This is a genomic window from Calditrichota bacterium, assembly GCA_013152715.1.
In the GTDB taxonomy this organism is placed as follows: Bacteria; Zhuqueibacterota; Zhuqueibacteria; order Thermofontimicrobiales; family Thermofontimicrobiaceae; genus 4484-87.
In genome coordinates this window covers 1-18,589 of record JAADFU010000132.1, presented here as the reverse complement: position 1 = coordinate 18,589, position 18,589 = coordinate 1, and the positions used below count along the sequence as shown (strand labels likewise).

The 18,589-nt window shown below is 42.3% G+C and carries 9 protein-coding genes; all 9 read right to left on the bottom strand.

Annotated elements, in window-relative coordinates:
* Positions 1-384 (bottom strand): hypothetical protein (locus GXO74_10930; GenBank protein NOZ62186.1); only part of this gene is annotated, 384 nt, incomplete at its 3' end.
* Positions 374-1,510, bottom strand: a complete 1,137-nt coding sequence (locus GXO74_10925; protein ID NOZ62185.1) for a hypothetical protein — start codon at positions 1,508-1,510, stop codon at positions 374-376. The genes GXO74_10925 and GXO74_10930, both read right to left, overlap by 11 nt.
* 1,284 nt (positions 1,511-2,794) lie before the next feature.
* The gene (locus GXO74_10920; protein ID NOZ62184.1) at positions 2,795-3,166 is read right to left on the bottom strand and encodes a response regulator; all 372 of its coding nucleotides are present in this window, start codon (positions 3,164-3,166) and stop codon (positions 2,795-2,797) included.
* An 85-nt stretch (positions 3,167-3,251) separates the two neighbouring features.
* Complete coding sequence (locus GXO74_10915) at positions 3,252-6,938, bottom strand: PAS domain S-box protein (protein ID NOZ62183.1); 3,687 nt, start codon at positions 6,936-6,938, stop codon at positions 3,252-3,254.
* Positions 6,939-7,068: 130 nt separating this feature from the next.
* A complete protein-coding gene (locus GXO74_10910; protein ID NOZ62182.1) occupies positions 7,069-10,335 on the bottom strand; it encodes a hypothetical protein in 3,267 nt (1,088 codons plus the stop codon).
* Positions 10,336-10,529: 194 nt separating this feature from the next.
* A complete protein-coding gene (locus GXO74_10905; protein NOZ62181.1) occupies positions 10,530-14,366 on the bottom strand; it encodes a PAS domain-containing protein in 3,837 nt (1,278 codons plus the stop codon).
* On the bottom strand, positions 14,320-17,415 hold the full coding sequence (locus GXO74_10900) for a PAS domain S-box protein (GenBank protein ID NOZ62180.1): 3,096 nt from the start codon (positions 17,413-17,415) through the stop codon (positions 14,320-14,322). The genes GXO74_10905 and GXO74_10900 overlap by 47 nt, the downstream gene beginning before the upstream one ends.
* Before the next feature lie 33 nt (positions 17,416-17,448).
* Positions 17,449-17,862 carry a response regulator gene (locus GXO74_10895; protein NOZ62179.1) on the bottom strand — a complete coding sequence of 138 codons (414 nt, stop codon included), beginning with the start codon at positions 17,860-17,862 and terminating at the stop codon, positions 17,449-17,451.
* Between the two features lie 55 nt (positions 17,863-17,917).
* Positions 17,918-18,589, bottom strand: a 672-nt coding sequence (locus GXO74_10890) for a hypothetical protein (GenBank protein ID NOZ62178.1), incomplete at its 5' end; no start/stop codon positions are given.

Here is an 18,589-nt window from a genome sequence, read left to right as displayed (position 1 = left end):
TATATCACCATTTTTCGGCGAGCGGCTGTTGGGAGCCAATGAGGATTCTATGTATAAAGGAAATTCTCGCGAATGAAGCAGACCATTAGAGACGCGGCAATAATAAATTTTGTTGGTCAGGCCTTCCGAAGAAGGTTGAAATGCAATTTTTTTAGCAGCGGAAACAGTAATATGTTTGTCATACAAACCAGACTGTTCTCCGAAATACAATGTCGCTTCGATAGATTCTGCCCACTCCACTTCCACCCAATCATCCTGATTGACAATGTTAGTCGGGTATCTTGTCAGGGTAATTCCCTGGGAAAAACCATTTGTGACCAGAATAAAATCTGCGATTATTGCGGCTAAAGAAATTCTGGTTATTGATAATATTTTAAAATTCATATTGAATACCAAAATTTACCCCCGGGATCGGAAGGATCCCCAATGAACCGATGAGCGTTAATTGTTTCATGAATTTTTTGCAATAACCAAAACTGAAAGATGGCAAAGCTAAAATTCCCGATTGAAAGGCAAATTCTTGGTAATCCGGGGAGTGGACTTTAAACAAATAGACTGCAAATTTAGTATATACGCTTTTTCTGCTGACATAAAATTTAATATGTTGCAGCGGAGATAATTCTACGAAATCTTTACCATATTGCCAGCGGTATTTACCAGAATAAAATTTATCAGAAAAGTAAAATCCCCAATTACCGATGACGTGCATCAACCCGATTTTCAATTGCAGCGGCATTGTTTGTTTCAATGCGGAATGTTCCTTCCAGGGTACGCTTTGGGTCAGAGTCAGTTGCGATGGATTTAATTTTTCCGGATCCAATATTTCGTCAACTCCGGCATTATTTTGCAGGGCTTCAACATTCAAAGCCGGGATTTTATTTCGATTTCCGCTCAAATTACCTGTCATTGACACATCAGATAAAAAGCTAATGGAGCCGTCTGCAATCCAGCCGGAATTCGCGATAAATATTGCTCCCAGATTCAGTTGCCAGCCGACTCCACTGTAATGAGCTTGCAGGCTCTGGCTGATATCTGTGGGCCACAGAGTTTCCGGATCATTAAATAAAAATTCTTTACCATTATAAAGCATCGATCCTTGAATGTTCCAGTTACCGGAGACGTACAAATCGTAGTAAAGTCGCTCCGCTTGAAAGCCAAAAACATACTTTTTCCTGATCAACCGCGATATGATAAAACTACTGCTGGTAACAAAATAATCAAGCTGATTCGAACTATCCAAATAGTTATTTAAAATAACCTTACTATTACCCCCTCCCGAATTCAGTACCGTGGAAATGGTAGTTTCACTGCCGACCCAGTCAAACAACATCGAAGCAGACAGAGCGCGATGAATCGAAAGTCCAATTTGATATTTTTTGAGCGGGAATAATAACAGTCCATCAGGCCAACTCATTTTTCGCTTCAATTTCAAATCGATTCCCGGATAATTTACATTTAAGTCAGCAGTTCGATAGGCTTCAATGTTGTTGTCCAATTTACCCCTAATCATAGATGAAATTCCAGAAAGTTTAGTGAGCCCGTAAGATAATTCGGGAGCGAAATGAAGTACTATTTTAGGAGAGCGCTCACCTGTAATCAGTGCAGGATTTTCGAAGACATTAAACCAGGGGTAAAACTTATTTCTTGAAAAACGCCCCCAAATATCCGTACTAATATTGGTACCGCCTAAAGAAAAACTACTATAAATATGGCCAAGTTGTAATTTTTCTATTTTGCTCTGCGGGACCTGGGCAGAGACAATTTGGAAGGATAATAACAAAAAAAGCCCGACAAGAATTATTTCTTTGTCACGTGACATAAAAACACAATTCTCTAAGTGAATTCTTTAAAAGGGACATCTTAAAGAAAATATTTCAACAATATTTTTATCACTAAATTTCGCCGGATACAATTGTAATAAGAATAAATGAAGTAGTGAAATGAAAGCAAAAAATTATTTCTATACAACTAAAAATCGCACTAAAAAATGATAATTTAACTTTTTCAAAGAAATTTGAACTTATAGTTTCGAATTTGCAGTTTAACGTTTAGGGTTTCCTGCTGAAAGTTCATGGTTTCTAATTCCGAGTTTGTCGTTTTGAGGTTTGCCTGGACTATGAAGTGTAGTCATAATTGCCCAAAGTTCAAATAAAAAATCAAGCAGCAGTTCTAAAGATAAAACCCGCGACTCAAAACTCGAAATAAAAAAATTTGCACTGATCAGATAAATTTGCGAAATAGTCCGTTTTACCTCATGAAGGTTATGAAACCGTTGATTTTTTCGCATCGAGCTCGATAACAATTACTGCAAATCAGGCGCATAACGTAAAAGATGTTTTATATTAATAAAATATTACTCATTTTTTTACGATACTAAAAATAAAAAGTTCCGAAAAGTTTTCAAACAAGCATATCTGATTTTCCGAACATATTGTAACAAAAAATAGCAAAAATCTGCAACTTCAAGCCGCAATAACCTTTGCCGTACATAAAAATTTCTGGTAATCACTCCCCCTGATTTGTGAAGATTACAAAAATAGATGACTTACTATCGGTTTGATGATTTCACATTTATTCCCTAAAAAGGGTCGTTTCGGGAAGTATATGTTTGATGACCAAATATTAGCAGGACAATTTTAGCATTTAAAACTTAATTCAAAGAAGTTCCGACGATGGTATCCCCTATTGCAAACAAGTAACCATTATCAGAAAATAGTTTTTAAGGAGTGCCATGAAATAGCTTTTCTTTTTTTTTGAGACTTCTCGCATCAAAACCTATCCTACATATTAGAGATTAACAGCTCCCAATAAGTTCTTTGATGGAAGATATCAATTCCTTCCGTTCGAATGGTTTGGTCATAGTTTTGTGAGCGCCCAACTTTTCAGCGATGTGCAGATAACTATTTGGGACGACGCGTCCGCCCCCGGAGACGGCAATAATTTTTACATCCGGATAATCGGAGCGCAGTTCCATGATCGTGCCAATTCCTTCTTTATTGGGCATAATGATATCGGTAATTATCAAGTCGAACTGTTTCTTTTTATGCTTCTCGATACCGACTTCGCCGTCTTCTGCTTCATCGACTTCATATCCCTCGCGTTCAATCATTGCGTGAAGCATTTCACGAAAAAATTCATCGTCATCGATAACCAAGATACGCTTCATTTTCACCCTCTACCAAATGCTAAGTGAACTGTTAACAAAATAATTTTCATTTTCATAACTTTATTTTGCAAGGAAGATCATTCCACTAATTTTTTTGATAACTATCAAGAACTTTTCGAACGATATTAGCCAAATCCTCACTGAAAAGGGGCTTCATTAAAAATTCTGCAATGCCCATTTGCTTGGCTTTTTCTTTAGAAACAACCTCGCTGAAACCAGTGCACAAAATTATCGGCATATCTGGTCGGATAGCCAAAATCTTTTTTGCCAATTCCGCTCCGGTCATTTTCGGCATTGTTTGATCGGTAATGACAAGATCGAATTCTTGAGGATCCTTTTCAAAAATTGCCAACGCGCGCTCGCCGCTCGTCGCCATTGAAACTTCATAACCCAGGCGATGCAAAATTTGAGAACTGACGCTCACAATATTTTTTTCGTCATCAACATAGAGAATGTTTTCCGTCCCTCGAGGAAGTTTCTTTTTCTCTTCTCTTTCTTCCCGTACAGGTCCCTCGATACGCGGCAAAAAAATGTTGAATGTGGTGCCTTTTCCTTTTTCGCTATAAACGACAATCTCGCCGCGATAGCTTTTCACAATACTGTGAACCAAAGCCAATCCCATTCCCGCGCCGTCGCCCACGCCTTTTGTGGTGAAATAGGGTTCAAAAATTCGGTCGATAATCTGCGGATCAATTCCTAAACCGGTATCTTTAACCATAAGTTTTACATAAGAGCCTGTTTTTAATTCTTGATATTGTTTGACGCTTTCTTCGTCCATTTCCACATCTCTCAGATGCACCTCGAGAGTGCCGCCCTTCTCACGCATGGCGTGGGCTGCGTTAGTGCACAAATTCATCATAAGTTGGTGAATTTGCGTAGGATCGGCCAAAATGTAACTGCGCGCATTTTCAATAGTGGTTTTTATGTCAATCGTCGCTGGAATTGTCGCCCGCAACAATTTCATCGCTTCCTTCACAATTAAGGCCACTTGCAACGGTCTGCGCTGTTCGTCCGAGCGACGGCTGAATGCGAGAATTTGTTGGACCAGGTCTTTAGCGCGCTGACTGGCTTTGAGTATTTGCGCTAAATTGTGATTGATGCGTTCGTCTTGTACATCATCCTGCGAGAGTTCCGCGTAGCCGATGATGGCAGCGATGATATTATTGAAATCGTGCGCAATGCCGCCGGCCAATGTCCCGATAGCTTCCATTTTTTCCGCCTGTTTCAATCTTGCCTGGAGATTCAGTTGCTCGGTAACATCTCTTTTGACAGCAACATAATTGATAATGTTGCCATTTTCATCATAAATGGGTGAAATCGTGGCTTCTTCTTCATAATTCGAGCCGCTCTTTCTGCGGTTGGTAAAGCGTCCCTTCCAGATTTTTCCGGCGGTCAGCGTTTCCCACAAATTCCGATAAAAAGCTTTATCGTGGACTCCGCTTTTTAAAATTTTGGGATTTTTGCCTGTCAATTCTTCCGCCGAATAACCGGTTATTTTTTCATAAGCCGGATTCACGTACAAAATTTTTGCATTTTCATCAGTCACGACAATCCCGTCTGCTGTGTACTGAATCGCTGTCGCCAGACGATTCCGGTCTTCCTCGGCTTTTTTACGCTCAATTGCCGACGCGATTTGTCCGGAAACAAATTCCAAAAACGTCACTTGTTCTTTGGTGTAAACCGATTTGCTCTGATAATTTTGCATGGCAATCACGCCAATGACATTCTTGCCGCTCAGCAACGGAACCCCAAGCCATACTCTGGGAAGCGCGCCAACAATATCGATTTCACCTTTTTCAGCGAGCGCTTTGACCTCTTCCTCGGTAACGAGTATAGATTTTTTCTTTCTCATCACGTATGCCGTCATCGTTTTGCCGGCGGGGATTTCCGTAAAGCGATCTTTTTCATCGGCATGATAAGGCAATGCAAAAGAATGATTCGCCGCATTATACAGCGCAATGTAGAAATTTTTCGTATCGATGACGCGTCCCAAAGATTTTTGAACGGACTTAAAAAATTCGCGCAAATCTTTTGTCTCATTCACTGCATCGGCAATTTCGTGCATCACATTTTGCGTTTCGGTCGCTCTTTTGCGATCGGTGACATCTCGGGCAATTCCGCAAATTCCGACAATATCGCCTTTGTAATCGTACATTGGCGCCTTCACTACATTGAAAGTTCTCTTCGATTTAGCGACGGGCAGTGTAATTTCATTATTGATAACCTCGCCCTTCAAAACACGCAAATCTTCTTGCTGCGTGATTGAGCCAATTTCCGGCCCGTACAATTCTTCGTCTGTCAATCCGATGAGCTCGTTTGTGGGTAACTTGAACAATTTCTCCATCGCCGGATTGATATTGGTATATGCCAGGAAACGGTCTTTAATAAAAATTGAATCCGGCGCCGATTCGAAAATTGCGCGAAATCGTTCCTCGCTTTCACGGCGCGCTTCTTCATTTCTTTTCTGATAAATGAAATTCGCAATAATGTCAATCGCTTCGCTAACAATACTTTTTGTCTCATCGTCCCAGCGAGGCTTTTGCGGCAAACTGCGACACGAATCAAGGGAAATAACAGCCTCAAGCTCATTATTCATATAAAAAGGCGCGACCAAAATGGACTCCAGATCCGCTTCTTTTTGAAATTTCTTTATTATGGGTTTCGCCACCCCCCTTAGCATCGGCGGCAGCATGGCAAGGGCAGAGTCCATAGTAACAACGATCATTTTGTTTTTGACAAAATGATTCACTATTTTGGCAGGCAGCGCAGTTTTCAGCGTGTTACTTGCACGAGAATCATTCCATTCAAGGATACATTTGTACTCACTCTCCTGAAGATAACTGCCAAAAAGTTTATTGTAGCTCACGCGATGCGCGCCAATGGCAGGGCCTAACAAATCCAGCATTTTTTGTATCATGTCCTCTTCGGATAATGCCTTGTCCGCGGCCAATTCCCATAGACGTGCGCGAAATTCGTTAAAGCGACTCTGTCGGGCAAGCGTCTTCTGGGCTTTCTTTCGTTCCGTATTATCTTGAAAAACAACAACATATCCTGATGTGCGTCCCTTATCATCCATAATCTGCGACGCCGTGTACAAAATCGGACGGCGCTTGCCATTTTGCGATTCCAACCAGAGTTCTTCAGATATCTCCAAGCGGCGGTCGCGTTTTACTTTATTAAACAAATCTTGCACATAATGGTCGGTCGTTTCGTTGTAAAGCTTAAAAACTTCGTTCAGTCGCTTTTCCGACGCATTGTCCTCTTGCCAGCCGGTCAGGTTTTCAGCGATGGGATTCATAAAAGTAATTCGCCCATCGACATCTGTAGCGATTACTCCCTCGCCAATACTCTTCAGCGTCGTTGAGAGCCAGCGCTCATTTTGTTTCAGTTTTTTGTCTATCTGGTGTTTGTAAAGCGCCATCTCAATGGTTGACGCCAGGTCCCTTTCCTCAAACGGTTTTAAGACATAACCGAATGGCTCGGTTATCTTCGCGCGCGCCAGCGTGTTGTCATCGGCATACGCTGTCAAATAAATAACAGGGACGTCCAATTCCTGACGTATCGCCTCCGCGGCCTGAATACCGTCTATCGATCCCCGTAGTTGAATATCCATCAGAATCAAATCCGGCACATATTTTCTGGCTTTGTCAATTGCCTGTTCCCCGTAAGAAATTACCTCAGGGACAGAATAACCGAGCGTTTGCACTCGATCTCTTATTTCCATGCCGATGATGTTATCGTCTTCGACAACCAGAATTGTTTTTTTCGACATTCTCATCCCCAAATTTAAAAAATAAATTTACTCCGTTCACAATGGCCAAAAACCCTTTGTTCAATATCAATTTCCGCATGACCTTTCAATATAAATAAAATTTTCCCCTTGTGCAAACAATTTTATCATGTCAGGCAAAAGTTTTTTTCTTTTTAAACTCCGGCCGTTGAAATCGTATGGCGATTTCGACGCCGCCATTTCTTTTCAATTCCAAAACTCCCTCTAATTGATTGACCAGAGATTTGACCAATTGCAGCCCTAACGAATCGCTCTGCTTGAGGTCAAAATTTTCATCAAAGCCGACGCCATTATCTTTGACAGACAATTCTATCAAATCGTTTTCTTTTTCTTGCAAAGAAACGGTAATTTCTCCCTTTCTGCCATTAGGGAAAGCGTATTTGAGCGAATTGGAAATCAATTCATTCAAAATAAGCCCGCAAGGAATAGCAGTATCCAGATCAAAATCCACCGGCTCCACGCGCACGTTCAATTTGATCTTCTGACCGCTCGAGGCATAAGAGCGAAAAACGTAAGTCGCCAGGTCGCGAATGTAGTCGCGAGAATTGATCCGCGAGAAATTTTCAGATCGATACAACTTTTCATGAATCATAGCCATCGATTTGATCCGGCTCTGACTTTCCTGCAGATACGCTTTTGCTTTCTCATCTTTGATATTTTTCGACTGCAAATAAAGCAGCGACGACGTCACCTGCAAATTATTTTTTACCCGATGGTGAATTTCTTTTAACAAAATTTCTTTTTCTTCCAACGATGCAGAGATCGCAGACTGCGCTTTCTTTCTATCCTCAATTTCCCGATTGAGAAGCTCATTGAAATGCTTCAGGCGCTTATTGCGCCGCTTCACGATGCCGGTGCGATATTTATGATACCCCAGCAGCAGCAACAAAACCATCAGCGTCGCGATAATTTGAAATTGTAATTTTTTCCAAAACGGCGGAATGACGCGAATTTTCAGCGCGCTCACTTTTTCGCTCCACACACCGTCGCTGTTGCAGCCGCGAACTTTGAATTCATATTTGCCGGGAGGAATGTGAGCGAAAGTGACCTCGTTTTTGTTGCCTAAATCAATCCATTTGTCATCTAATCCTGCCATTTGATATTGATATTTCTGTTGTTTCGGATTTCTGAAATGGAGAATGGCGAACTCGATAGAAAAAATGTTTTGATCATAATTCAACACAATTTCTTTAGTTTCGGTAATAGACCTCTTTAAAATTTCATTCTTTCCGGCGCCAACTTTGACCGGTTTATTGAAAAGTTTGAACCCCGTAATTGTTACCGGCGGGCAAAAACCATCTTCCTGAATTTGTTCCGGATCAAAATATACAACGCCATTGATTGTGCCAAAATACATCTCTCCTCGTTTGGATTCAAAATACGCTCCGGAATCAAACTCATTGGAAGGCAAACCATCTCCGGCATTATATACTTTTAGCGATTCTGATTTCACATCAAATCGTACTAAACCTTTGTCGGTGCTCAGCCATAAGGCCCTCAAATCTCCTGTGGATTTGTCGTTTTCAGGCAGAATCCCGTAAACTTGTTCATTCGGCAGTCCAATCTTATGATTAAAAAGTCGAGCACTACCTGTTTGGGGCGAATATTTAATTAAACCATACCCTCCAGTTCCCAGCCAAATAATACCCGATTTTTTATCCGCAAAAATAGATATAACGGATGGAATTTTTAATTCCTTTAAAGGAGTTGTTTCAAATAAATATTCTTTTTTTTCAGTTTCAGGATTGAATCGTATGAGCCCTTCTACCTCCGATCCTATTAATAAATTTCCGGTTCCATCTTCTGAAATGCACCAAATATTGCTCCACGCAGCGTTCTTGGTATCAGTTGTCGCTAATGGATAGCGAATAAATTTATCCCGGTCTTCATCGTAGTAATTGAGTACGCCTTCCTGCGATCCTAACCAAACTCTTTGTTTTGCATCGACATAAACTGATTGAATATAATTAGAGCTAATTGAAGCAGAATCGTTTTTATCATGTTGGTAACTGATCAACTTTTCGCTATTAATATCAAGCACGTTAACGCCGCCTTCGAACGTAGATAACCATAATCGTCTTCTACGCTCTTCAGCAATAGACATTACCGTTCGTGCATTTATTGAAGTAGCGTTTTTAGAGTCCGGCAGATAAACTTTGAATTTTTTTGTTTGTGGATTATACCTATTTAATCCGCCGCGATCTGTTCCGAACCATAACTCACCGCGGCTATCCTGAAAAACAGCCCACACAATGTTATCGGATAGACAATTTTCACAGGCGGGACTATGCATAAAAGTGCGAAATCTCTTTTTTCTTAAATCAAGTTTGCTCAGCCCGCTGCCCGTTGCAATCCATAGTATGCCTGAACGGTCTTCCATAATTTCAAATATGTAATCGTAAACAAGACTGCTTTTTTGATATTCATCAATTTTCCACTGATAAACTGTTCCCTTTGCAGCATCAATGTAAAAAAGTCCTTGTCCGTAACTTGCAGCCCAAATATTATTGTCTTTCGCAACATGAATACTGAAAATTGATACATGAGTCAATTCTTTGTTTTGAAAAGAATAGCGAACAAATCTATTTTTGTCATCCATCTTAAATAAGCCGTCGCCTGTCCCTAATAATAAATTTCCTGATCCATCCTGCTCAATTGTAAAAATGTAATTACGTTTTGAATTCACCGTATCTTCCGCATCTACGAAGTACGTGTCGCTTTTCATTGATTGAAGATCTAATCGAATCAAACCATGGTATGTTCCCACCCACAGAATATCTCTTTTATCATAATAAAGAGACAATATTTTAGAAATTTGTGTCGTTTCGCTATTATTGGGCTTTCGATAAAAATATCTAATAAAGCGATTCTCTGCTTTTTTGTAGCAGTTCAACCCGTTAAAGGTACCGACCCATAAATTACCTCTGATGTCTTCTGCAAAAGACCAGACCGTATTATTACTGATGGTACTCGAATCGTCGGGATTCGACATAAATCGGCGGAATGTTTCCGTGCGCCAGTCAAAGCGATTCAGCCCATTCTGTGTCGCCACCCAAATATATCCTTCACTGTCTTCAAACAATCTCCAAATAATATTGTTGCTTAAGCCAGACGAATCATCTTTACGAGCAGAAAAAACGGTAAAAGATCTTCCGTCATAGCGATTTAAGCCATCTCCTGATCCAATCCATAAAAATCCTTTGCTGTCTTGCAGCAAACAAGTCAAAGACGATTGAGATAATCCGTCGTCAATAGAAAAATTCTCAAATAATACGCTTTGGGGATCGAAAGTGGATTGTCCATTCACTGCAGGGGTCGAAAAACAGCAGATAAAAAATAACAATATGCGGGCGTATTTTGGCAAAAAAAGCTCTTTCATGTTGCTGCTCGTTTTTGTTGTTAAAAGAAGTTCAAGTTTAATTTTCTTTTTTTTAAATAAATCATTTTAGTTTGAGTGAAAATCTTAAAAAAAAATTCAATCACAAAAATTCGTTGTTTGATTTCAGCTAATCGTTGATTCGGTTTTTAACATCAGATGTCACTTGGTTCTTTACCTTAATTGATTTCGCCTTATTATTCACTGTTTTTAAACCGAATAATGAACTTTGTTCCCCGTCTTCTGTCAATTTTCAGTTCACCATCAAGTTGGTTTTCCGCCAGAGTAGCGACTAATTTTAATCCCAAAGACTCTGCCTTGTGAATATCAAGATTTTTCGGCAGTCCCGCGCCGTTGTCCCGGACAATCAGCTCGACACTATCCTCTTCCTTCGCTTTAATCTTGATTTCTATTTTCCTCTCCTTTTTCATCGATTGAGGAAAAGCATATTTGAGCGAATTTGAAATCAACTCATTGACAATCAAACCGCAAGGTATCGCCTTTTCCATAGATAGCGACACATCGTCCAGATCGAGCAGGAAATCTACTTTTCCCGGATCAACATGATGCACCTGATAAAGCGAATGACTCAGACTGCGGACGTAGTCTGCAAAATTCACCTGCGCGAAACTGTCCGAGCGATACATTTTTTCATGCACCAGGGCGATAGATTTGATGCGGTCGCGGCTGTCCTGAAACATTGCCTTCGCGTCTTCACCAACAACTTGTTTCGACTGCAAAAACAGCAAACTGGAGACGACCTGCAAATTATTTTTCACGCGATGGTGAATTTCTTTGAGTAACACATCTTTTTCCCGCAGCGTTTCTTTTATTTTGTCTTCCGCTTCCTTGAGCTCAGTAATATCCTGGAAAACCATCACGCCGGCGATAATTTTCCCTTTTTCAGCGAGAACCGGCGCCGCATTGACGTACATCCATCGCTGTTTTCCATTTTCACGGCGAGAAACGACGATTTGATTTTCGATTTTTTTCCCTCGTTTCACGGCTTGAAAGAGCGGAAATTCATCGCGCTTAATTTCCTTACCCTGTTGCGTGAATAATTTCCATTTCTCAGGGTCGAATACCTGCGCTAAATCTACCGATTGTTCGTCTTTTATATTCAAAATTCTCAAAGCCGCCGAATTGGCAATTCGCAATTTGATATCCGGGGCGTCTGCGATCACGATGCCGGCCGGCGTCTGTTCAATAGCGGCAGTCAATAACGCCTGCGCTCTGAATTTTTCCGCTTCAGCGTATTTTTTATCCGTCACGTCGTGAATTACTGTGAGCACGGAAACTACTTTTTCATTTTCAAAAATAGGAATTTTCCGCGTTTCTGTAGCGATTCGCTGCCCATAGACGAGGTTATTCTCCTCCGTTTCCAGCATTTTTCCCGTTTGAAAAACCATTTCATATTCTTCTCTGACTTTCTCAGGCAAAAATGGAAAAGCTTCAAAAACATTCATCCCAGCGATATCCGGATCAAGAGCAAGTTTTTTAGCCCACTCTACTACTCTTTTATTGCACAATTGAATCTGCAGGTCTCTATCGACAACATGAACAGCGTCTTTGAGCGAGTCAATTGTCGTCCGGTATTGTTTTTCCGATTCGGCAACTTCGGCGGTTCGTTGCCGCACTTCTTTCTCCAGACGTCGCGAATATTGTCGTTGATAAATAATGACGGCCGTCGCTACAACGAGAGCGGCAATCACGAGAAACAAAATGAGATAAAACCACCACTTCATCCAATAGGGTTCATTGATCACAATCGATCCCGTTGAAACGATGTCGCTCCACCGACCCAGAGCATTGCGCGATTGCAAATAAAAACGATATTTTCCCGGAGAAAGATTGGTGAAACGAATCAACGGGTCTCGGGAAACAAACGGATCTGACCACATCTTTTCGTAACCTTCCAACTTGTAACGAAAATAATTTTCCCGCTCATTAATGAATGAAATCGACCGAAAGCGAAATTCCAGATTATTGTCATTATAGTTTAAGGACTTATCTTTTGATGGATCAAATACTATTTCATCGGCGCGGGAATCCAATATCTGCACCCTGGGCGCAGGAATATTTTCCAGTCGAAAATCATATTCTTCGCGGAAACAAGAAACGCCACGGTCGGCGCCAAACCACACATGCCCTTGGCGATCAACAAACGCCGCCGACCGATTAGTCTCCTGACCGACAAATCCGTTTTTCACCGTATAATGCCGCAAATCAAATCCGTCCCAGCGAAAAATACCATTGTCAGATCCGAGCCACACACGTCCATATCCGTCCTTCAGAATGGAGTAAATTGGTCGGTTGATGGTCTTACCCTTAAATTTGATCTGTTCGTGATTTCGCGACGTCGCCCGAAATAAACCGTGAATCGTGCCAATAAAAAACGAACTGTCCGACTCAGCCATCACCGAGAAAACATCGTCAATCTCCGGATCAAAACGAGTAAGCGGGGAAAACCGACCATGGCGATAAATAATCGCGCCTTTTCCTTTCGTGGCGATGGCAATCGCGCCGTCAGGCAGTAAAATTAATTTTCTCAAAATAGCATTTTCAAATTTCCGAATAATTTTGTAAGATGAAAAATCAGCGCTCAGCCGACAAAAGTAATTGCCACCAGAAAAATAAATCCTTCCGTCGGCGCCAATGACAAGAGAATTAACCGAAGAGGGAAAAATTTTTCCCGGTATATGGAGCACAATGCCGCTGTCCGCTCGAGCTTTGACAATTCCGAAGTGAGAACACGCCGCCCAGACATTCGCAGCGCCATCAGCAAACAGATCGAGCGTCCGTCCCATGGTCTCTGGCAGGAGTGAATCCATTTTAAATGCAATCGGCTTAAATCGTTTGCCGTCAAAAAATGTGATTCCTCGATTATGCCCGAAAACTATTTGATCTCCCCCCATCGAAGCAATCGCCGTGACCTCATCTTCTAACAATCCCTGTTCTTTCGCAAAATTCGCGAAGCGTATGCTGGCAATTTTGCTTGCGCCGCGCATTCCGGCAACCCAGATATTGCCTTCCAGATCGCAAACTAAATTGATCGCGCCTTCCGAAATCAAACCATTGCGTTCTCCGATGAATTGGTTGGTTTGTTTTTTAATATCCAAAAAGCGTAAAAATTTATTATTTCCATAATATATTCCACGAAATCCATCGTACAAAAAACACAAATTGTAACCGGAATTATTAATAATGGCACGAATCTGCCGTGAAACAAGAGTAAATTTCCCATTTTTTGCAAAACCAACCCAGTTTCGTCCAATGAGCCAGATTTTCAGCTTCTGCAAATCCTCCTCTTTCTTGTTTTCAATGAAAATCCCCAGAATATTTTGCGCGGGCAATTGTAACTGGGCGGCAAATTCACGATCCGCTTTCAAATTTCGAATCAGTGAAAGTCCGTTGTTAGTGGCGATGAGGAAATTTCCGCGCCAGCTTTCCAACCCGTTGATGTGAGCGCTGGGCAAACCTTCTTTTTTTGAAATTAAATGCCATCTGTTTTCTGCATAAATTGCTAATCCTTGCGAGCGAGAGCCAATGGCGACGCTCGTTTTGTTGTCATGGGTAGTCACTTTGAAAGAATTGGCTCCGGAAAAAGCGGAAATCTTTAGCGGAACAAGCGTGTTCCAGCTTTTGCCGTCAAAATAGGACACGCGCAACGTGCTGTATTCGGGCATTACCCACACTCGTCCGCGCTCGTCGATTTCGATTTGCGAATAGGACATCGCAGGCAATCCTTCGGCGACAGAGTATTTTTTCCATTGAAATCCGTCGTAAACTGAAATTCCGCCCCGCGTCGCAAACCAAATTTGCCCCAGGCTGTCCTGCGCCAGATCGTAAACCCTGGAATTAGCCAAACCATCGCCTTCCGAATAGGTGCTGATCCAGAACTTTTGCGCCTGAATTTTTCCGGCAAACCCAAGCGTGAAAGCAATCAGCAGAAGCAATAGCAAGTAGTTATTTTTATGAAAACAAAGATTACTCATACTTTTCTTCAAATCGAATAATGAATGCTGTGCCTTCATCCGTCTCAATCTCCATTTTGCCATTGATTTGATCGACCAGCGTGTCCACCAATTGTAACCCCAGCGATGATTTTGTGGGCTCCTTCAAGTAGTCGCCGATACCGACGCCATTATCTCGGATCGCTAACTCAAAAACATGATTCTTATTATCATGCACAAGTTTGATTTTTATCATTCCTTTTCTTTGATTGGGGAAAGCGTATTTTATCGCGTTGGAAATTAGCTCATTGATCAGCAGCCCGCACGGAATAGCAATATCTACGCTGAGCGCCACATCGGCGATGTCCGTCTCCAGACGTATTTTGAAAGGATCGGCGTTGTAGGAACGAAACAAATAGCGCGCTAAATCGACAATGTAATTTTTGAACGGAATCTGCGCCAGGTTTTGCGACTGGTACAATTTTTCGTGTACCAACGACATGGAACGAACGCGGTGCCGACTCTCCTCAAATACTTTTAGCGCTTGATCATCTTTCACATACTTGGATTGCAAATAAAGCAAAGAGGAAATTACCTGCAAATTATTTTTAACGCGATGGTGGATTTCCTTGAGCAGTACGATTTTTTCTTTCAATGAGGCGTGGATTTCTTCTTCCCTTTGTTTTCGCTCGATTGAAATTCCAATTTGGTCCGAAATAAATTTTAAAATTTCCAATTCCTCCTTGCCAAAAGCATTTTCGTCTTGATAGCTTTGCACAACAATCGCTCCAATGACATGATTTCTCGCTTGCAATGGCACACCCAACCAGACTTTTGGCTTTTCGGACATGTCTTCCAATTCGCCGTCGTCAATCATTCGCTGCAGCTCCCGCTCTGAAACTAACAGCGGCTGTCGCTGTTTGATGACGCAGGCAGTCAAATTTTTATCGGCAGGAAACATTCTGAAATTATGCTTTTTTTCATCGCGATAGTAAGGAGAAACGATCATTTCCGTATTTTTATCGTACAAGGCAATGTAAAAATTTGTCGTATCAATCACTTTTCCCAATTCACGATGAATGATCTCAAACAAATCGTTCAAATCTTCAGCAGAAAGTATGGCGCCGCTGATGCGAACCAGAAACTGTTGGATGCGCTCCGCCCGCTTGCGATGCGTGATGTCGCGAAAGACGACTTGCGACGCCGGCTGCCCCTGAAAATAAACAAAAGCATCGGCGATTTCCACATCGACAATCTTGCCGTCCGATCTTACAAATTGATACTCAACAAGAGGAACAGTTTTGTGGCTATACAAGAGATGCATTCTCTGTCTGAATGCATCGCGAAAATTCGGATGCACAAAATCCAATATTTCCGAATGCAAAATTTTACCTTGCTCCTTGGCACCCAAAATTTTCAGCGTTTCCTGATTCGCGTAAACGATTTTATTGTTTGAATGAACCAAGATGGCATTGGGAGAATTTTCCGCTAACATGCGGTATCTTTCTTCGCTCTGTTGCAGCGCGCGCTCCATACGTTTACGTTCAGTGACGTCATGCACAGCCACGTAAACCAATTTTTTGCCGCGAACGTCGATGGGACCCGAGTAGGTCTCGACGTCGCGAGTTTCTCCCGAAGCCAATCGATGCTGAAACTCAAAAATCGTTTTATTTTTCTTGCGGTAGGCGTTAATGCGACGCCGCGTCTCAGCAGCGGGAAGCGTATTTAAATCCATCATCGTCATCGTCAGCAACTGCCGGTAATTGTAACCGTAAAATGCCACCGCCGCGTCATTGGCGTCGACAATGGGAAGATTAGAATCGGAGACGTCCAATAACAAAATTACAGCCTGATTATTGGCAAATAAAGCGTGGAAAATTGCTTCACTCTCTTTGGTGGCGATTTGCGCCTTCTTCTGTTCGGTAACGTCTTCAAACGATCCCATTGCCAGAACAGGACTGCCCTGTTCATTGTAAATCGCTGTTGCTGAAATTTTTACGTCAAAATGTGAACCGTCCTTTTTGACGCCCACCAACTCGCCCGTCCACCGCCCGGAACGCAAAACCTGAACAAAAGCCGCATGCGCTTTTTTCTGGTCCCGCCAATATTGTTCTCCGGTCGTTCCAATAACTTCGCTGGCATCGTCGTAACCCCACATCTCCGCCATTGCTTGATTGACATAGGTGAGTCTGCCCCGCAAATCCTCAATGCCGATGCCGGTTAGCGACGAAGAGAACGCCGCTTCTTTGATTTTTAATTCATGCTCAATTTTTTTGCGTTCCGTCAAATCGATAGTCGTGACCAGCACGCGCGAAAACGATTTTTCAAAACCGGGCATGACCGATAATTTCAACAGAACAAATCGATGTTCCCCGCGTAGGGTTTTTGTGCTCAATTCGCAGGAATACTCCAATTCTCCGCGCGCTAAAGCGGACAATTCGCCGATAAGCGAAAAAAACGTCTCCTGTTCAAAAACAGCAATGGGATTTCGGATAATTTCCAATTTATCCTGCGCCTGATACAAACGAATTGTCTCTTTGTTGACATCAATAATCTTGAGCCTTTCGAGACATGATTTGACAGCGTCCGGATGTTCAGCAAAATATTGCTCAAAATCCTGGACCCCGTCATTTTTTAGTTGCTCCAGATAAGTTTTTATTTCAGAAAAATCTTCCAGCCACAAAGGCACTGGCGATTCCCGGAACAGCCCGTCATATTCGATTGGGGTCATCCTTTCCTGATCTGTTTTTTTCCCTTCGTCCGATTTTGTTCGTTCAGTCGCTTGTTTCAGTAGTTGACTAATTTGATCGCGCCGAGAGGAAGAGCCGCCGCCCGTGTGCAAATCGCGGGCGTAGCGCTGTCCATCTTGTGAATCGCCCAAAAAAACAACCGGAATATTTATTCCCCTGCTCTGTAAAATTTGAACCGCGTCGATCCCGTTAAAATAATGACTGTCCCCGTCCGCAATCACCAGATCCCATGTATCAGCGTCTAATAATTCTCTCATTTCCGACTCAGTCGCGACCACTGAAAATTGCGCTTCTATTTCACTATTTTTTAGATTGTTGATCAAATCATTGGACTCAGTTTCCGCTTCCCGTACGAAAATCACTTTTAATTTTTGCGTCATTCACTATCCCTTTGGAAATGTTAGCCACTGCCTCTAAGCCTGAATGGGCTTACTGAAAGTCAAATTTTTACAATTGGTGTTTCCATGTAAAACATTTTCAATCGTCTCCTTTAGTTCTCCTTCGGTAAATGGTTTGGGAAGATAAAAAGAAGCGCTCTTGTCACTTTTAAACCGCTCGAGCATCTTATCATCAACGAGCGCCGAGAGATACACAATGGGAATATTTGACTGCGCCTGAATTGCTTCCGCAGTTTGAAATCCGTCCAGTTCGCCTTTGAGACGGATATCCATTAAAATCAAATCCGGCTTCTTTTCTGCCGCGCGATAAATCGCCTCTTTGCCGCGCGAAATAACGCCGACAACTTGATAGCCCAAACCCTCCAACTGCCATGTGAGTTCCAGGGCAATGATGTTTTCATCTTCAACAATCAGAACTTTCTCCGCCATTTCGCTTCTCCTTCAGAACATTCCTTGTGTTGCTTGTCCTTCGCTAATAATTCTGCTATTTTTCCTTGGGTTGGACAGTAAAATAAAAAACGGCGCCCTGGTTGACTTTACCCTCCGCCCAAATTTTTCCTCCGTGACGGTGAATAATGCGCTGGACTGTCGCCAAACCTATTCCGTTGCCCGGAAATTCTTTACTTGAATGCAATCTGCGGAATGGCGCAAACAATTGAGCCGCATAATCGTTGTTAAAGCCAGCGCCATTATCTCTGATAAAAAAAACAGGAACCGACGCGCGAGCCATCATTCCAAATTCAATTTTTGCCGGTGATTTTTTCGCCGTAAATTTCCAGGCATTGTTAAACAAATTGTCCAGCGCCCGCGCTAACAAACGCGCATCGCCGCGCGCTTTCAACTCGGGCTGAATGACGACTTCAACACGCCGCTGCGGTTCTGATTCCCGCAATGCGCGAACGATTTCCTCTGCCACCCCGCTCAAATTTATCTCCCGAATCTCCATTTCGCTACGAGTTACGCGGGACAAATCAAGCAAATCATCAATCAATTCAGACATGAGCATAACAGAGCTGCGAATGCGATTCAGGTAATGCCGCGCCTCGTCATCCAGTTGATCGGCGTGACAGTCCAACAGCAACTGAGAAAATCCGTCAATGCGCACCAGCGGCGCGCGCAAGTCATGAGACACCGAATAAGAAAATGCCTCCAATTC